This window comes from Arthrobacter sp. AL12 (assembly GCF_029960645.1).
GTDB lineage: Bacteria > Actinomycetota > Actinomycetes > Actinomycetales > Micrococcaceae > Arthrobacter.
Map to the genome: position 1 here is coordinate 176,860 of NZ_JASBQY010000006.1, position 16,776 is coordinate 193,635.

Annotated in this window: 14 protein-coding genes; 9 read left to right on the forward strand and 5 right to left on the reverse strand. The window is 66.5% G+C overall.

The genetic code is table 11. The features are described 5' to 3' along the window. Positions 1-217 precede the first annotated feature (217 nt). Complete coding sequence (locus QK291_RS09380) at positions 218-1,405, reverse strand: TerC family protein (protein WP_282381109.1); 1,188 nt, start codon at positions 1,403-1,405, stop codon at positions 218-220. A gap of 599 nt (positions 1,406-2,004) precedes the next feature. On the opposite strand from QK291_RS09380, the gene QK291_RS09385 reads away from it, so the two are divergent. The 3 genes from QK291_RS09385 to QK291_RS09395 all read left to right on the forward strand — a co-directional run bounded on the left by QK291_RS09385 (position 2,005) and on the right by QK291_RS09395 (position 5,397). Beyond that, complete coding sequence (locus tag QK291_RS09385; protein WP_282381111.1) at positions 2,005-2,619, forward strand: XRE family transcriptional regulator; 615 nt, start codon at positions 2,005-2,007, stop codon at positions 2,617-2,619. Between the two features lie 229 nt (positions 2,620-2,848). Next, positions 2,849-4,078, forward strand: coding sequence for an acetylornithine deacetylase (gene argE, locus QK291_RS09390; protein ID WP_282381113.1), 1,230 nt, complete (start codon positions 2,849-2,851; stop codon positions 4,076-4,078). Continuing rightward, on the forward strand, positions 4,075-5,397 hold the full coding sequence (locus QK291_RS09395; RefSeq protein WP_282381115.1) for an MFS transporter: 1,323 nt from the start codon (positions 4,075-4,077) through the stop codon (positions 5,395-5,397). Before argE ends, QK291_RS09395 begins: the two co-directional genes overlap by 4 nt. 145 nt (positions 5,398-5,542) lie before the next feature. Here the strand turns inward: QK291_RS09395 and QK291_RS09400 are convergent, their stop codons facing one another. The 3 genes from QK291_RS09400 to QK291_RS09410 form a co-directional block, all read right to left on the reverse strand. Next, on the reverse strand, positions 5,543-5,890 hold the full coding sequence (locus QK291_RS09400; protein ID WP_282381117.1) for an FCD domain-containing protein: 348 nt from the start codon (positions 5,888-5,890) through the stop codon (positions 5,543-5,545). After that, the gene (locus tag QK291_RS09405) at positions 5,883-7,757 is read right to left on the reverse strand and encodes a Na+/H+ antiporter (RefSeq protein ID WP_282381118.1); all 1,875 of its coding nucleotides are present in this window, start codon (positions 7,755-7,757) and stop codon (positions 5,883-5,885) included. The genes QK291_RS09400 and QK291_RS09405 overlap by 8 nt, the downstream gene beginning before the upstream one ends. A gap of 301 nt (positions 7,758-8,058) precedes the next feature. Further along, on the reverse strand, positions 8,059-8,736 hold the full coding sequence (locus QK291_RS09410; RefSeq protein WP_282381119.1) for an MSMEG_4193 family putative phosphomutase: 678 nt from the start codon (positions 8,734-8,736) through the stop codon (positions 8,059-8,061). Between the two features lie 93 nt (positions 8,737-8,829). Between QK291_RS09410 and QK291_RS09415 the strand changes: the two genes are divergently transcribed. The 5 genes from QK291_RS09415 to QK291_RS09435 all read left to right on the forward strand — a co-directional run bounded on the left by QK291_RS09415 (position 8,830) and on the right by QK291_RS09435 (position 15,304). Beyond that, complete coding sequence (locus QK291_RS09415; protein ID WP_282381120.1) at positions 8,830-10,218, forward strand: sigma 54-interacting transcriptional regulator; 1,389 nt, start codon at positions 8,830-8,832, stop codon at positions 10,216-10,218. A 23-nt stretch (positions 10,219-10,241) separates the two neighbouring features. After that, entirely contained in the window at positions 10,242-12,245 is a 2,004-nt protein-coding gene (locus QK291_RS09420; RefSeq protein ID WP_282381122.1) for a VWA domain-containing protein, read from the forward strand. A gap of 54 nt (positions 12,246-12,299) precedes the next feature. Further along, a complete protein-coding gene (locus tag QK291_RS09425) occupies positions 12,300-13,184 on the forward strand; it encodes an aminoglycoside phosphotransferase family protein (protein WP_282381123.1) in 885 nt (294 codons plus the stop codon). Positions 13,185-13,368: 184 nt separating this feature from the next. Next, the gene (locus tag QK291_RS09430) at positions 13,369-14,226 is read left to right on the forward strand and encodes a phosphatidylinositol-specific phospholipase C/glycerophosphodiester phosphodiesterase family protein (protein WP_282381124.1); all 858 of its coding nucleotides are present in this window, start codon (positions 13,369-13,371) and stop codon (positions 14,224-14,226) included. 37 nt (positions 14,227-14,263) lie between these two features. Further along, positions 14,264-15,304: a metallophosphoesterase gene (locus QK291_RS09435; protein ID WP_282381125.1), complete on the forward strand. Its 1,041-nt coding sequence runs from the start codon at positions 14,264-14,266 to the stop codon at positions 15,302-15,304. A gap of 47 nt (positions 15,305-15,351) precedes the next feature. Here QK291_RS09435 and QK291_RS09440 read toward each other — a convergent pair whose 3' ends face one another. Then, positions 15,352-15,612, reverse strand: a complete 261-nt coding sequence (locus tag QK291_RS09440) for a hypothetical protein (protein WP_282381126.1) — start codon at positions 15,610-15,612, stop codon at positions 15,352-15,354. Between the two features lie 327 nt (positions 15,613-15,939). Here QK291_RS09440 and QK291_RS09445 point away from each other — a divergent pair, with 327 nt between their 5' ends. Then, entirely contained in the window at positions 15,940-16,719 is a 780-nt protein-coding gene (locus QK291_RS09445; protein WP_282381128.1) for an ion transporter, read from the forward strand. Positions 16,720-16,776: the final 57 nt, after the last annotated feature.

Genomic DNA, 16,776 nt, shown 5'->3' on the forward strand with positions numbered 1-16,776 from the left:
CCTCCGACAAACTTCCGCCGAAGCCGGCCCGGAGTCCGAAACCGAGCGGAGGCCTGACGTGCGCGGCCGATAGGGTCGTTGCCTCGTGTTCCCACGGAGAAGCGTTCTCCGATCCGCCTGCAGGGGCGCAGAGCCGCCCTGGCACCTACCGCTCCCGGCCATGGTCACTCGACCGGCGGAAGGGGCCCTGATCCTGAATGGATCAGGGCCCCCGAGGCTAGCGGGTCAGGTATTGCTCGTGCTGGCGGTGCGCTTCAGCTACCTCGACGCGGATCGTGTCCACGTCCTTGGCCTTGTTGCGGTACTTCGGCTCCATCTGTTCGATCTGCCGTTCTTCTTCCAGCAGGGCCTTGTAGATCCGTTCGCGCTCGGCGGGGTCCGCGGTGTATTCGAGGTCCAGGTAGCTGACGGCGTGCCGGCGGGCATTGTTGATGGCAGTCTGTGCCTTGCCGGCCTTGCTCACCAGCGATGCCACCACCGTGAACACCAGAACGCCGATGATGACACTCAGGGACAGGCCCGTGCTGATCTCCACGACCGGGACCGGCTCGCCGTCGTTGACGAACGGCAGGTTGTTCTCATGCAGGGCATGCAGGATCAGCTTGACGCCGATGAAGGCCAGGATCGCTGCCAGGCCGTAGGCGAGGTAGATCAGGCGGTCCAGCAGGCCGTCGATCAGGAAGTACAGCTGGCGCAGGCCCATCAGCGAGAACGCCGTGGCGGTGAACACGATGTAGACGTTCTGGGTCAGGCCGAAGATGGCCGGGATCGAGTCCAGCGCGAACAGGAGGTCCGTCCCGCCGATGGCCACCATGACCAACAGCATCGGGGTCAGGACCTTTTTGCCGTTTTCCATCGTGAACAGCTTGTCGCCGTCGTAGTGGTCGGTGGTGTGGAAGAGCCTGCGGGCCAGGCGGATGATGAAGTTGTCGGCCGTGTCCTCGCCCTCGGGTTCGGGCTTGAGCAGGTTGCCGGCCGTGATCAGCAGGATCAAACCGAAGGCGTAAAAGACCCAGGCAAAGGAATTGATCAAGGCCGCGCCGAGGAAAATGAAGCCGGTGCGGGCAATCAGCGCGAACACGATGCCGAAGAGCAGCACCTTTTGCTGGTCCTCGCGTGGAACGCGGAAGCTGGCGATGATGATCAGGAAGACAAAGAGGTTGTCTACCGAGAGCGCCTTCTCCGTGATGTATCCGGCGAAATACTCCGAGCCCATATCCGGGCCGCCGAAGATCAGAACGAGAATGCCGAAAACTACGGCGATGCCCACATAGAGGGCGGACCAGAAGGCCGCTTCCTTCAGCGTGGGGACGTGTGCCTTGCGTATATGGAAGAAGTAGTCAAAGGCTAGCAGGGCAAGAATGACAACAATGGTGATGCCCCAGATCAGGGGAGAAACAGTCAACGGAGTTCCTACTTTCGTAAGGTGGGTACCAGAGAGCCTCATAAGTCTCTCCGCCCGCCGTCCGGCTGGCCGCTGCACCCGGCCAGGCAACGGTGCCTGACGTGTTGACGATTGCAGCGCTTCGGAATACTCCCCTACGCATCTTCACCCTATCCGGGATCTCCGCTGGAAACGAATCAGCCAGCCCGGCTCGCCCCCGGCACGTACCCCACTTTCGGCCCCGAAACGAAAACCGCAGCCGCATCCGCTGCGTTGACGACGGCACCAACTTCAACGGCGCCATCCTCGCCTCCGACGGCGGCTGGTCTGCACTGTGCGGAGGGCAGGGATCAGGCTGTGGAGCCAGGACCAGACCCCTATCGTCGGAAGCGCCCGGCGTTACGATGCCCTGTGACCCTCAGCCGCGGCCACGCGGACAACCACGGAATTCGCATGTGATACGAGGTCCACGGCAGACGAAACCACCTGCTCAGCATGTGTGGCGGGACGCTGGCTGTGCCCTCGCGTGCGCGGCCGTAGTAGGCGTGCACCAGCGCGTCCCTGGCAACCCTAAGATTCATTATCTTGACGATATCTTCACCATGACGGACGATCATGAAATGGAGAATCGCGACGACCGCCTTGGCGCAGGACGGGAAATCCCCGGGGTGGAGGATCAGGCCGAGCGTGCGATGACCGCCGTGGGGGCCCTGGTCCTGCAGCTGCGGCGCGAGGCGGGGTACAGCATCGGGAGCCTGGCGGCAGCGGCCGGCCTGAGTCCCGGCCTGCTCAGCCAGATCGAGCGCGGCCAGGGCAACCCGTCGCTGACCACGCTGATCAAGCTGTCCCAGGCGCTGAAAGTGCCGGTCGGACGCTTTTTTGACACGAAGGACCAGGGCGGGGCGCTGGTGCGGCGCGACGAGAGGCGGCGCCTCGAAGTTGCCGAGGACAACCTCATCTATGAGCTCCTGACACCCCATATGAGCGGCCAGTTGGGCATGCTCCGGGCGCAGATTGCGGCCGGATGGGACAACGAGGATGCTCCCTTCAAGCATGCCGGCGAGGAGTGCGTGACCATGGTGCAGGGTCGCCTTCATGTCTGCGTCAACGGCGTGGGGTACGACCTGGAGGAAGGCGATTCGCTGACCTACGACTCCTCGCTGCCGCACTGGTACCGCAACTCAACATCGGAAGACGCGGTGCTGATCGGGGCCATGACGCCGCCGTCGTTCTAGTTGTGGCATTGCGTAGCGACCGGTGACGCAGCCGTCGACGGCGCTTGCTGCTCGGACGGCGAATACAAACCCGGGTATTCAATTTAATGAATAAATCGCGCCCAAAGTGTTGACATGGGCGGTAGGTCGACCAAATACTGATGGGAAACGCGGGGAGCCACTTGGCTGCCATGCCTGCTGCAGCCGCCCGGTCATCCCCGGCCCGGCTACCACCCCAAGGAACCTGCCCATGACGCCCAGTACCGCACCGGCCGCCGCCGATCCAGCCACCCTAGCCCCCAGCGCAGCCGCGCTTGCCTGGGCCAAGAAGCTGGTCGCCTTCGACACCACCAGCCGCAATTCCAACCTTGCGATGATTCACAGCATGGCGGACGAGCTCACCGCCCACGGACTCACGCCGGTGATCGTCCCCAGCCCGGACGGCCGCAAAGCCAACCTCTTCGCTACAATTCCGGCCCAGGACGGCACCGTCACCGGCGGCATCATGCTCGCCGGCCACACCGACGTCGTCCCCGTGGACGGCCAAGCGTGGGACAGCGACCCGTTCACGCCGGAGGTCCGGGAGGGGCGGCTCTACGGCCGCGGCACCACGGACATGAAGGCCTTCAGCGGCGCAATCCTTGGCCTCCTGCCCGAGTTCCTGTCCGTTCCGCTGGCGGAACCGCTGCACTTCGCCTGGACCTACGACGAAGAGGTCGGCTGCCACGGCGCCGTCGTCCTGCTGGCCGAGCTCGCCGCCCGCGGGATCCGTCCCCGCCTGGGCTTCGTCGGAGAGCCCACCAGCATGCGCCCCGTCTCGGCGCACAAGAGCAGCCAGCTGTTCCGCGTCAGTGTCAGCGGGATCGCCGCCCACTCCTCGATGACGACCACCGGCGTCAACGCCATCGAGTACGCGGCCAGGTCCATTGCCTTCATCCGCTCCCTCGCCGATGAGCGCCGGCTGTCCGGCCCGTTCGACGAGACCTTTGTGGTGCCCTTTACTACGGCCAATGTGGGCGTGGTCAGCGGCGGGGCAGCGGTGAACACCGTTGCCGAAAGATGCGACTTCGAGTTTGAGTTCAGGACTATTCCGGGCGACGACCCGGAGGCAGTGATATCCCGCATCAAGGACAACCTGGCCGGGTTGCGGGCGGAAATCCAGCAGGAAAACCCCTCCGCGGACATCCGCATGGTCCCGCTGGGCACGGTCCCGGGACTCAGCCCCGAGGGCCCGCGCGTTGCACTGGGACTGGCCCAGGACCTCACCGGCCAGACTGTTGAAGAATCCGTGGTCTACGCCACCGAGGCCGGTCTCTTCCAGCGGGCCGGCATCGACACCGTGGTGTGCGGGCCCGGGAGCATGGACCAGGGCCATACGGCCAACGAATACATCGAACTGACCCAGATCGCCGCCTGCGAGCGTTTCCTCCAGGCTCTCGCCGCCAACCTCACCACGACTGAACGGACTGCACAGCCATGAGCCATCAAACCGCCCCCAGCCTTGGTTCCAGCGACCAGGTCGCCGAACCGCGTTCGCCGGCCGCCCTGGCGCTGGAACAAAGCAACGCCCGTAAGGCCGTCGTCGCAGCTTCCATCGGCAACGGGCTCGAATGGTTCGACCTCATTGTCTACGGCACGTTCGCTGTCACCATTTCCAAGCTGTTCTTCCCGACGACGAATGAAACGGCGTCGCTGCTGTTGGCCTTCGCCTCATTCGGGGTGTCGTTCATCATGCGCCCGCTCGGTGGCATCATCATCGGCCGCTACGCCGACAGGGCCGGCCGCAAGGCGGGCATGCTGGTGTCCATCCTTGTCATGTTCGTCGGCACCCTGCTGATTGTTGTGGCACCCACGGCGGCCGCCATCGGGGTCACGGCGAGCATTCTGGTGCTGGTCGCCCGGCTGCTGCAGGGATTCGCCACCGGCGGGGAATTCGGCACGGCCACCGCCTACCTGATCGAGTACGCACCCAGCCGGAAGGCGTTCTACGGCAGCTGGCAGGTTGCTACACAGGGCGGCGGCATCCTGCTGGCCGGGATCTTCGGGTTCGTGCTGAACACCTATCTCAGCACCCAGGCACTCGACTCCTGGGGCTGGCGGCTGCCGTTTATCTTCGCGCTGGCCATTGGACCCGTGGGCTGGTACATCCGGTCCAAAATGGAGGAAACGCCCGAGTTCCTGGCCACGGAACGGTCCACGTCGCCCCTGCGGGAGACGTTCATCGGCAACGGCGGCCGGCTCTGGGCCATCGTCGGCGTCGTGTCCCTGGGATCCGTGGGCGTCTACATTGCCCTCTTCATGCCTACCTACGCGATCGTGAATCTCGGGATGCCGAAATCCGTGGCATTCCTCTCCACCCTGATTTTCGGTGTGGTCATGAGCGTCGGGTCCCCATTCATCGGCATGCTTGCCGACAAAGTGGGGCCGGCCCGAATCATGACGTGGGCTGCCATAGGGTCCATGATTGTCGGGATTCCTGCGTTCATGCTGCTCATTGCGGCGCCTGCACTGCCCACCATGATCGTGGTCGAACTGGTGCTCTCCGTGCTGGCCACGGCCTACTTCGCGCCGCTGCCGGCCATCATGTCCTCGATGTTCCCGGCCCGCATCCGCTCAACGGGACTCTCCCTGGGGTACAACATCGGAGTCACCGTCTTCGGCGGTTTTGCTCCCTTTATCCTGACGTGGCTGATCGGCAGTACCGGTTCTCTTCTGGTGCCGGGCTTCTATCTTGTTGCCGTCGCGGTGATCGCCGCGGTCAGCCTGGCCATTTCGCGGAAGGTGTACCGGCAGGCCTGAGGACGGCGTGTCTGGGTACCCGCCCAAAAGGCGGGTACCCAGGAAGTCGAGTGCCTAATTCCTGCCGAAGAATTTCGTAAGGTTGGACGAGCGCAGTCTGATGCCTTCGACGTGCTCGTTCATTGCGGCCATTGCGGCTTCGGCGTCATGCGCGGAAGGCGTTGATGGTGGCTTGCTGCTCCCGAACGGTATGTTCGCCGCTCATGTCGTTATGCACCATGAGCCGGAATCGCTGGATGTGGCCCTCAATGGAGCTGTAGGCCCCCAGCAGGAACTCATTGTCGGTGGCTTCCGCGATGCGACGGTGAAAGCTCTCGTCCGCCTTCCAGTAGGCGCGGTAGCAGGCGAAAGTGTCTCCGCCAGGACGAGGCGCGTCGAGGTCCCGGTTGAACTGTTCGAATTCGGCCACCAACCCATCCGTCACGTTGGTGCAGGCGATCGCGTGATGGCAGGCCCAAGAACCTGCCTCGAGGTCAGCAATGCCGTCATCCAAGCAGATCGTCCTGATAGCACCAGCGCCAGTCTTCGCCCGGCTCGATGCTCCGCATGACCGGGTGCCCGGTGGCTTCGAAGTGCCTCGAGGCGTGGCTTCCGGGTGAGGAATCACAGCACCCCACTTTGCCGCATGCCAGGCACATCCGCAGGTGCACCGTCGTCGTGCCTTCCCTCCGGCAGTTCGCGCAGAAGGGGTCCTCGGGCACCTCCGGAGACCGGGCCGACTCGAGGTGGGCACATACCCCGCCCGGCCTCGCGATCCCTTCCCCGCCGCCCTCGCCGGAGGTGTCCACCTCGTCCAACGCCATGTCCAACATGGATTCCTCAACATCCAGCTGGTCCAGCACGCCACTGAGGACCTCGTGCGCGTACTCGCCGCCTCGCCTCAGTTCCAGTACCTTGGCCCGTTCCGCTTCCAGCATGGCCAGCCGCAGCCAGGCGTAACGCGCGCTGGGGGTCGCCGTTTCCGCCAACGGGCGGCCGAGCCGTTCCCAAGCAGCCAGCCCGCGCTCCTGGGTGCGCCGTTTCAGCATGGCCACCACCTCTGGCGGATCGTTCTCCGTCCGCAGCTCCTGCAGGCGTGCCACGCCCGCAACCGTGGCCAGCTGCATCAGCGAAGCCTGGTTCAGCGCGTCTTCGCGCTGGTCTGGGCCCTGCACCTTCAGGAGCCGGACCAGCCCCGGAAGAGTGAACCCCTGCAGCGTCAGCGTGCCGCCCACCACCACCAGGGCGGCCAGAATCAGCACCGAACGGTGCTCCAGATCTGCGGGCAGCACCAGCACCGCGGCCAGGGTGACCACTCCTCGCATCCCCGCCCACGAGACAACCGCCGCGACCTGCCACGGCGGCGCCGGGTCATTCCGCCGCACGGCCGGAATCAGGCGGGGCAGGTACGTTGCCGGGAAAACCCACACCGGCCGGAGCACCAGCACCGCCAACAGGATCAGAGCGCAGCCGGCCCAGATCCGCCCGGCGCCCAGGGAGTCTCCTTGGACGCCGTCGATGATGGTCCGCACCTGCAGCCCGATCAGCAGGAATACCGCGTTTTCCAGCAGGAACTGCACAGTGCTCCAATTGCTGCGCTGGCTCAGCCGGGCGGCGCCGTTGGGCATTGATGGCGCCTTGGTGCCCATCACCAGCCCGGTGACGACGACGGCGAGGACGCCGGACGCGTGGATCGCCTCCGCGGGAAGGTACGCGACGAGCGGGGCTATCAACGATGTCGCCGTGTTGATGGCGACGTTCCGGGTCCGCTTGCGGAGTTCGGTCAGCACATAGGCGGCTGCCATGCCCACCACCACCCCGCCCCCGGCCGCGAGCAGGAAGTCCGCGGCGATCCCCGTCACGGACACTGACCCCGAGAGGGCGGCGATGGCGGCGCGAAGGCAGATCAGGGCGGTGGCGTCGTTGACCAAGGATTCACCCTCCAGGATGGTGACGATCCTGCGTGGCATCCTCACCTTCCTTGCGATGGCGGTCGCCGCCACAGCATCAGGGGGCGCCACGACCGCGCCGAGAGCGATGGCGGCAGCCAGCGGGATTTCCGGGAACAACCACCAGACCACAAAGCCCACTGCGAAGGTTCCGAAGATGACATAGCCCACCGAGAGCAGTCCGATGGCGCGGCGGTTGGAGCTGAAATCGAAGAGCGAAGTCCGCAGCGCCGCGGCGTACAGCAGCGGCGGCAACAGCCCCACGAGGACCACTTCAGGGTTCAGCTCAATGGGCGGAACGAAAGGGAGGAAGGAGCCCGCCACGCCGGCCAACACCAGCAGCAGTGGAACCGAAATGTTGAGCTTCCGGCCCAGCGCGCTGCCGGCACAGACCACAGCGACGAGAACCAGGAGTCCCAGTGCGATGTCCATTGGAACATTGTCTCAGCTGGAGGAAAGGGTGTCTGGGCCAACCACGCATTTTCTGCGGCTTACGCCACGCCCCTCGCTCGGCCGGAGGAATCGGGCTAGCAATGACGCGCCTGGCCCAGATAGCTTGTAGACCGCATAAGCAGCGTCGTCCCCGCAGGAAACTTGGACGAAGAACGTCTCGTTGCTGCTGCGGGGAATGCGTCCGAGCAGCTCGACGCGGCCCTCGGTGAGCAGAGTCAGCTCCCGGCCGGACACCGTCTGCCCCGTTTCACGGTCTGTCCCAAGTCACGCTGCACCGACCTCACTGTGCCCTCAGCCCGCTGAGAGGTTCGGCCGTCGAATTCACCATCAGCACGGCAGGATCCTGTCCCTCCACAAACGAGATGGCCGACACCGAGCCCGGGCTGATAACGATCCGCTGGAAGAGGTCCAGGGGCGTGCCCAAGGCGTGGGCGACGGCGGCCTTGATGGGATCGGCGTGCGAAAAGCACACGAGAACGCCGCCGGCGTGGGCTGCGCACAGTGCATCCAGCGACCCGACGATCCGGGCCTGCATCTCCGGAAAGCTCTCACCGCCCGGGAAGCGGAACTCAGACGGGCTGTGCTGCACGGTCTGCCATTCCGGCAGGCCCGACAGCTCGGCAATCGCGGCGCCGGTCCACTCGCCGAAGTCGCATTCGAGCAGGCCGTCGTCGTTCTTCACGGCCAGCCCGGTGCGGGCTGCCGTCGGCTCCGCCGTCTGGCACGCCCGCTCCAGCGGCGAGGAATAGAGGGCATCCACCGGAAGACCAGAGAGCCGTTCAGAAACCCGTTCGGCCTGGACCCGGCCGCGGTCGGACAGATGCAGTCCCGGCGCCCGCCCCGGCAGCACCGTGCCCGTCGTCGGCGTCTCTCCGTGGCGCACCAGCAGCAGGAGCGTGCCCTGCCGCTCGGGTGAGGTTCCGGGTGCCGGCGGTGCCGGCGGCGTTGCTGCAGTCATCAGCATCCAGCGTAAGTCGCACGGCTGCCCAGTGAGCAAGGAATCTGAAGAAATTCCTCGATTCACGGCACAGTCGAGGACTACCTTAGAGGGGTGAGTGATCGCCCCGATATCTTCACTGTTGGTGAACTGCGTGCCTCCGGCCACGTCCACAAGGACCTGCGCCGCGAAATCCGCGACAACCTGCTCGCCGCGCTCTCCGCCGGCCGCGACCCGTGGCCCGGGATGTTTGGCTTCAGCCGGACCGTGCTGCCCCAGCTCGAACGCGCCCTGCTCGCCGGGCACGACGTCGTCCTGCTCGGCGAACGCGGTCAGGGCAAGACCCGTCTGCTTCGCACCCTGGCCGGGCTGCTGGACGAGTGGTCGCCGGTGATCGAGGACTCGGAACTGAACGAACACCCCTATGAACCCATCACCGAGCACTCCCGCGCCCTGGTCCTCACCGAGGGGGACCGGCTGCGGGTGGCATGGCGGCACCGCTCCGAACGGTACGTCGAAAAGCTCGCGACGCCGGACACCTCCGTCGCGGACCTGATCGGCGACGTCGACCCGATGCGGGTGGCCGAGGGCCGCCGCCTGGGCGACCCGGAAACCATCCACTACGGCCTGGTCCCACGCTCCAACCGCGGCATCATCGCCATCAACGAACTGCCCGACCTCGCCGAGCGGATCCAGGTCTCGATGCTCAACGTGATGGAGGAACGCGACATACAGATCCGCGGCTACGTGCTGCGGCTGCCGCTGGACGTCCTCGTCGTCGCGTCCGCGAACCCGGAGGACTACACGAACCGCGGCCGGATCATCACACCCCTGCGGGACCGCTTCGGCGCCGAGATCCGCACGCACTACCCGATCGAGCTGGACGACGAGATCGCCGTCATCCGCCAGGAAGGCCACCTGGTGGCCGGCGTCCCGCCCGTCATCCTGGAGATCTTGGCCCGCTACACCCGGGCGCTGCGGCAATCCCCGGCGGTCAACCAGACCTCCGGTGTGTCCGCGCGGTTCGGCATCGCCGGCGCCGAAACCGTCGCCGCCGCGGCCCTGCGCCGGGCGAGCGTGCGCGGGGAGGACGAGGCCGTCGCCCGGATCATCGACCTGGACGCCGCCGTGGAAGTCCTCGCCGGGAAGATTGAGTTCGAATCGGGGGAGGAAGGGCGGGAACAGGACATCCTGGACCACCTCCTGCGCGTGGCAACCGCGGAAGCCGAGCGGGCGCACTTCCACGGCATCGACATGGGCCCGCTCGTGGCGGCGCTGGACGGCCGCACCTCGGTGACCACCGGGGAACTCGTCACCGCGCGGGAGTTCCTCGAAAACCTCCCGGCCCTCAACGGATCGCGCCTCTACGACCAGATCACCGAGCGGCTGGGCGCGACCAGCGACGGGCAGCGGGCCGCCGCCGTCGAACTGGCACTGGAAGGTCTCTACCTCGCCCGGCGGATCTCCAAGGAGTCCGACGACGAGACAACGATCTACGGGTAAGCAGGCCAACTACAGGAGGGCCCATGAGCGTTCACAACCGGTCCCGCTACGGCCGGTACACCGGAGGGCCGGATCCGCTCGCCCCGCCGGTGGACCTTGCGGAGGCGCTGGACGCCATCGCCGAGGACGTCATGGCCGGCTACTCGCCCCGGCACGCCCTGCAGGAGTACCTGCGCCGCGGCGGCCGCAGCCGGGAAGGGCTCGACGACCTCGCCGGCCGGGTCCAGCAGCGGCGCAGTGACCTGCTGGGCCGCCACCGGCTGGACGGCACGCTCAACGAGGTCCAAAAGCTGCTCGACACCGCGGTGCTGGAGGAGCGCAAGCAGCTCGCCCGCGACGCGATGATGGACAACACCGACCGCGCCCTCCGGGAGATGCAGCTGCAGAACCTGCCCAAATCAACGGCCGCGGCGGTCAACGAACTGGCCTCCTACGACTGGCAGTCCAGCACCGCGAGGGAAGCCTACGAGCGGATCAAGGACCTGCTGGGCCGCGAACTCCTGGACCAGCGGTTCGCCGGCATGAAACAGGCACTCGAGAGCGCCACGGACGAGGACCGCGCGGCCGTGAGCGGGATGCTGCAGGACCTCAACGAACTCCTCGACAAACACCGGCGCGGCGAGGACACCGACGCGGACTTTCAGGAGTTCATGGCCCGGCACGGCGACTTCTTCCCGGAGAACCCGCAGTCCGTCGAGGAGCTGATCGACGCACTGGCCCAGCGCGCCGCCGCCGCCCAGCGGCTCCTGCGCTCCATGTCCGCCGAGCAGCGCGAGGAGCTGATGCAGCTCTCCGCCCAGGCGTTCGGCTCACCCGAACTCATGACCCAGCTCGGGCAGCTCGACGACAGCCTGCGCGCCCTGCGCCCCGGCGAGGACTGGACCGGCTCCGAACGCTTCGAGGGGGAGGAAGGACTCGGACTGGGAGATGGCACCGGCGTGCTGCAGGACCTCGCCGAACTGGACGAACTCGCCGAACAGCTCTCCCAGTCCTACAACGGCTCACGCCTGGACGACCTGGACCTGGACGCCCTCGCCCGCCAGCTCGGACAGGACGCGGCGGTGACCGCCCGCACCCTCGCGGAAATCGAACGGGCCATGCACGACGGCGGCTTCCTCCGGCGCGGTGCCGACGGCGACCTCCGGCTCTCACCGCAGGCCATGCGGCGGCTCGGCAGGTCGCTGCTGCGGGACACCGCCAAACAGCTCTCCGGCCGGCAGGGCCGCCGGGACACGCGGGTGGCCGGGGCGGCCGGGGAGCAGACCGGCTCCAGCCGCCAGTGGGAGTTCGGCGACGCCGAGCCGTGGGACGTCACCCGGACCATCACCAACGCGATCCGCCGCACCATCGCCGACGGCGGCGATCCGCGCCGCGGCTTGCGCCTGGCCGTGGGGGACATCGAGGTGACGGAGACGGAGGCGCGCACGCAGGCCGCCGTCGCCCTGCTGGTCGACGTGTCCTTCTCGATGGCGGCCGAGGGGCGCTGGGTGCCGATGAAACGCACCGCGCTCGCCCTGCACCACCTCGTTTCCACGAAGTTCCGCGGCGACCGGCTGCAGCTGATCACGTTCGGCCGCTACGCGCAGTCCATGGACATCGGCGAACTCACGGCCCTGCCGGCCCTGCGGGAGCAGGGCACCAACCTGCACCACGGGCTGCTGCTGGCCGGCCGGTTCTTCCGCCAGCACCCGTCGATGCAGCCCGTCCTGCTGGTGGTGACCGACGGCGAACCCACCGCGCACCTGCTGCCCGACGGCGAGTCGTGGTTCGGATATCCGCCGGATGCGGAGACCATCCGCGTCACGGTGGCCGAGCTGGACCGGCTCGGGCGGGCCGGCACGCAGGCCACGTACTTCCGGCTCGGCGATGACCCGGGACTGGCACGGTTCGTCCTGACGATGGCCCGCCGGATCGACGGCCGCGTGGTCGCGCCCGAGGCCGGAGACCTGGGTGCCGCCGTGGTGGGGGAATACCTCCGCGCCCACTTCCGCGGACGCCCCTACGACGACGCCGACTGGGCCCAGTAGAGTTCCCGTTCGAGGGCCGGATTGTATTGCGGGAGACGGAAGGCGGGGCTCTGCATGGCGGAAATGCCACCAGCCACGACGGAAGTGAATGACGCCGTCGTCGAGTGCCTCGTCCGGCAGCAGCGGCCCGATCTCGTCGATCGTCCGCTCGTCCGGGTCGCGAATGGCTGGGACAACGCGACCTTCCGGCTCGGCAACGACCTGGCCGTCCGGCTGCCGCGCAGGGCGGAGGCCGTGCCGCTGATACTTCATGAGCAGCGCTACCTTCCCGATATAGGCCGCCGCTCCCCGGTGCCGGTTCCTGTCCCCGTCCATGCCGGCCGGCCGACGTCGGACTTTCCCTTCCCGTGGAGCATCGTGCGGTGGGTCCCCGGAGCCGGTGCGGACGACGTCGGCCCTGCCGGCCGTGGGCAAGCCGCTGAAGGTCTGGCCGATTTCCTCCTCGCCCTCCACGTGCCAGCCGAAACAGGTGTCCCGGTGAATCCTTTCCGCGGCGTGCCGCTGCTGGATCGTGACGCTTCGGTGGTGGAACGGCTCGGGGACCGCGAACGCTACCCGCAGGCAGCAGCGCTGAGAGCGGTGTGGGAGCAGACCTGTAGTGCTAAAGCCTGGGACCGTCCGCCGATGATGCTCCACGGGGACCTTCACCCGGGCAATGTGCTGCTGACGGTCGACGGCTCGCTGGCTGGCGTCATCGATTTCGGCGACGTCGGGGCAGGGGACCCGGCCGTCGATCTTGCGGTGGGATGGCTCATGTTCGACGCCGCCGCCCGCCACCGCTTTATGGACGCCTTGGGCCCCGCAGCGGAAGGGGACACCTGGATGAGGGCCCGGGGCTGGGCTCTCATCCTTTCCACCGCGCTGCTGAGCAACTCCGACGACAACCCGCGGATGTTCTCCGTGGGGGAGTTCGGGATCAAGCAGGTCCTGGAAGGCTGACCCAGGGCAACACTGGCAGGGCCTCACCCAGCCCCACCACGCCAATGATCCTTCCCGGTTCACCTGCCAGCAACCAACACGCCCTCCGGCGTTCTCCCGCGACCAGCAGTCTTTTCACGCACCCTTTTGCCCGGCACGTCCCCATGTGCCGGGCGGAGAATCCCCTGTATCTAAGGAGTACTCCTTGTTCGTGAAAAGCACCCTCGCCGCCGTCGCCCTCCTTGCCTCCCTGGCCGGGACGGTAGCAGCCCCTGCCCAGGCGGAGGCGACCAAGCCGGCTCCCGTCGTCGTCGGCCAGCCGCTCGCCCAGGCGCATGCGCACAACGACTATGAGCATGACCGTCCCCTGTTCGATGCGCTGGGCCATGGCTTCACCAGTGTGGAAGCGGACGTGTGGCTGGTGGACGGCGAGCTGCTGGTTGGCCACGACCTGGAGGATGTCCGGCCCGGCGTTACGCTCGAGAGCCTCTACCTCGATCCGCTCCAGGATCTGGTCCGCGGCCAGGGCCACAGCGTCTACCCGAATTGGGATGGCAGCCTGCAGCTTCTGATCGACATCAAGAGCGACGGCGAATCCACCTACGCCGCAATCGAGCAGGAACTGGCCGAGCACCGCGACATCATGAGCCGCTACAGCCACGGCGCCACCAAGACTGGCCCGGTCACCGCAGTCGTCAGCGGAAACCGCCCGCTGGCCACCATGCAGGCACAGGAGAAGCGCTTCAGCTTCTACGATGGCCGCTCCGCAGACCTCACCTCCGGAAAGCCTGCCGGGCTGATGCCGCTGGTCAGCGACAACTGGACCAAGCTCTTCACCTGGCAGGGCGTGGGCCCCATGCCGGAGGCCGAGCGCGCCAAACTGGGCGCCCATGTGGCCGAGGCGCACGCCAATGGCTACCGCGTCCGCTTCTGGGCCACCCCGGACATGCCCGGCACCGCACGCGAAGCCGTCTGGAACGAACTCTCCGACGCCGGCGTGGACCACATCAACACCGACGACCTCGCCGCACTGCAGCAGTTCCTGACCGCCCGCGGGGCCTAGCCCCAGCCCCTACCCCGCAACGAAGAGGAACACCGTCATGCCCTCAACGACCATCAAAACGACGACGGCGGTAGCCGTCCTCGCGCTCGGCCTCCTTGCGTCCCAGCCCGCCACCGCCGCCGACAACACCGCCGACAGCCAGGCGTTCACGTTCGGCGTGATCGGCGACATCCCCTACGGCGAGGCCGAGATCGCGAAGTTCCCCGCCCGCATCCAGGACATCAACGCCGACAGCGCGCTGAAGTTTGTCACGCACGTGGGCGACATCAAGAACGGCTCCTCGGTCTGCTCGGACGAGTACTTCGAGAACATCCGCACGCAGTTCGACACCTTCGAGCACCCGCTGGTCTTCACCCCGGGCGACAACGAATGGGTGGACTGCCACCGCACGAACAACGGGGCGTACAACCCCTTGGAACGACTCGACAAGCTGCGGGATGTCTTCTTCGACGAGCCCGGCAAGACCCTGGGCGCCACCATGCCGGTCAAGACCCAGGCGGACCTCGGTCTGCCGGAAAACGTCCGCTTCACCCAGAACCGGGTGGCGTTTTCCGTGCTGAATATCCAGGGCAGCAACAACTCGCTGCAGCCGTGGACCGGCCTGGGCGAAACCACGGCCACGCCCGGGCAGTTGGACGAAGTTGAGTTCCGCACGGACGCCGTTCTGGCACAGATCCGCAACACCTTCGCCGACGCCGGACGCCGCAACGACCGTGCCGTGGTCCTGATGACCCAGGCCGACATGTTCGACCCGTCCCTGCTCGCCGCCGCAACCGCCAACCCGGACACCGTGTCCGGTTTCCGCGAAATCGTGCAGGCCATCATCGAGGAAACCAACAGCTTCGACGCCCCGGTTTACCTCATCAACGGCGACAGCCACGTCTTCGCTGAGAACCAGCCACTCGCGGAGGGCTCACCCTGGCTGGACATCTACGGCCAGCCCGCCGCCGATCTCCTGCAGCGCATCACCGTGGACGGATCCGCCAACGCCACCAACTACGTCAGGTTCACCGTCGCCGGCAACAGGGCCGGTGGCGCGGACGTTCTGGCCTGGGAAAAGGTCCCCTTCAGCCAGTAGGTACCGGAGGGAAGCGGACGACGGCGGGAGGTCCCGCCGTCGTCCGCCTAAGGCTCAACGAGCGTCAGGATTGTTTCCGGACGGACACCGTCAAATTTCATGGCTTCGGCCGCCTCCGGGGACTCCATGATCCGCTGGAATGTTTCCATGTCGGGGACCTGGACGATCAGACCTACGCGGTGGCTTTTCGCCGGGTCGATAAACGTTCGAACCGTGATGCCCAGCGGCCCGAAGACCTGTTCCCTTTTTGGTGAGCTGAGCCAGTGCTCAACGTCGTCGACTTCGTGGAAGACCATTAATGTTGGCATCGTTGCCTCCGCTTTCTGGGGTGGTGCCAGGAGCCGGGCTGGTCAAGGGGCCGCGTCGGGACATCCTGATCACGCTGAACGTACCACGGCCTCAAAGGCCGCGGTAGCGGGAAAAATCGACAGTCCGGCACCTCGCAAAGCGGCCAGTCGAGAGGCTAGGAAAGGTGCGCCCGGTCGGCCATCAGCGCGCTGTCCTAGATGTCTGACAGGGCCGGAGGCGGCGCCTCGGGCACGGTGCCCGAACGCTTCGTTCGGGGATCAAAATCCCGTCGGGGCTGGGTGAAAAAAGTGTCGGTTACACAGCTGCTCGCGTGCCAGAATCCTCACATGACCAACGAACGCAGTGAACTGAAGAGCGTCGGATACGAGATCTTTATCGGTATCCTTTCGATCCTGTCGATCGTCAATCTCGTGCTCTTGAATGTTGTGCAGGAGAAGTCGCTCGACACCGTTCTGACGGTGATGAACGCCCTTTTCAGCGTGATCTTCGTCGCCGACTTTCTCTACCGGATCGTCACCGCGCCGTCGGCGGGCGCCTATTTCTTCCGGCACTTCGGCTGGGCTGACCTGCTGGCCAGCGTGCCTTTGGCGCAGTTCAAGATCCTCCGCGTCTTCCGGCTGGTCCGGGTGTACCGCCTGCTCCGCGCTGGCGGCATCCGCGCGGTCGGCCGCGCCCTGGTCAACGACCGGGCCGGCAGCTCCCTGTACATTCTGCTGCTCATGGGCATTTTCGTGCTGGAATTCGGAAGCCTCACGATCCTCGGCGTCGAGCAGGGCGCCCCGGGTGCCAACATCAGGACCGCCTCCGACGCCATCTGGTACACGATCGTCACGATCTCAACAGTCGGATACGGTGATCTCTATCCGGTCACCGAGGCGGGCCGGCTGATCGGGACAGGCATCATCATCGTCGGTGTCGGGATCTTCGGCACCTTCACCGGCTACCTGGCCAACTTCTTCCTCTCTCCGAAGAAGAAGTCCTCCGCACCGCCCGCCAATGAGGCTGGCTCGGGGACCGCGACGGTCGCAGGTCTCCGCCGGAGCCTCGAAGAGTCCGAAGCAAAGCTGGCCGAGATCAGAAAGCTCCTGGCCGGGCCAACCCAGTGAACGTCAGCCGGCTCGGGATCTCGGCGGGCACTCAGGGGAGCGCGTCCGCGCCGGGCG

Bases quoted from the DNA above. Each gene is read 5' to 3' on its own strand.
- QK291_RS09385 (WP_282381111.1), top strand. From the start codon at position 2,005: ATGGAGAATCGCGACGACCGCCTTGGCGCAGGACGGGAAATCCCCGGG.
- argE (WP_282381113.1), top strand. From the start codon at position 2,849: ATGACGCCCAGTACCGCACCGGCCGCCGCCGATCCAGCCACCCTAGCC.
- QK291_RS09395 (WP_282381115.1), top strand. From the start codon at position 4,075: ATGAGCCATCAAACCGCCCCCAGCCTTGGTTCCAGCGACCAGGTCGCC.
- QK291_RS09405 (WP_282381118.1), bottom strand. From the start codon at position 7,757: ATGGACATCGCACTGGGACTCCTGGTTCTCGTCGCTGTGGTCTGTGCC.
- QK291_RS09410 (WP_282381119.1), bottom strand. From the start codon at position 8,736: ATGACTGCAGCAACGCCGCCGGCACCGCCGGCACCCGGAACCTCACCC.
- QK291_RS09420 (WP_282381122.1), top strand. From the start codon at position 10,242: ATGAGCGTTCACAACCGGTCCCGCTACGGCCGGTACACCGGAGGGCCG.
- QK291_RS09425 (WP_282381123.1), top strand. From the start codon at position 12,300: ATGGCGGAAATGCCACCAGCCACGACGGAAGTGAATGACGCCGTCGTC.
- QK291_RS09435 (WP_282381125.1), top strand. From the start codon at position 14,264: ATGCCCTCAACGACCATCAAAACGACGACGGCGGTAGCCGTCCTCGCG.
- QK291_RS09440 (WP_282381126.1), bottom strand. From the start codon at position 15,612: ATGCCAACATTAATGGTCTTCCACGAAGTCGACGACGTTGAGCACTGG.
- QK291_RS09445 (WP_282381128.1), top strand. From the start codon at position 15,940: ATGACCAACGAACGCAGTGAACTGAAGAGCGTCGGATACGAGATCTTT.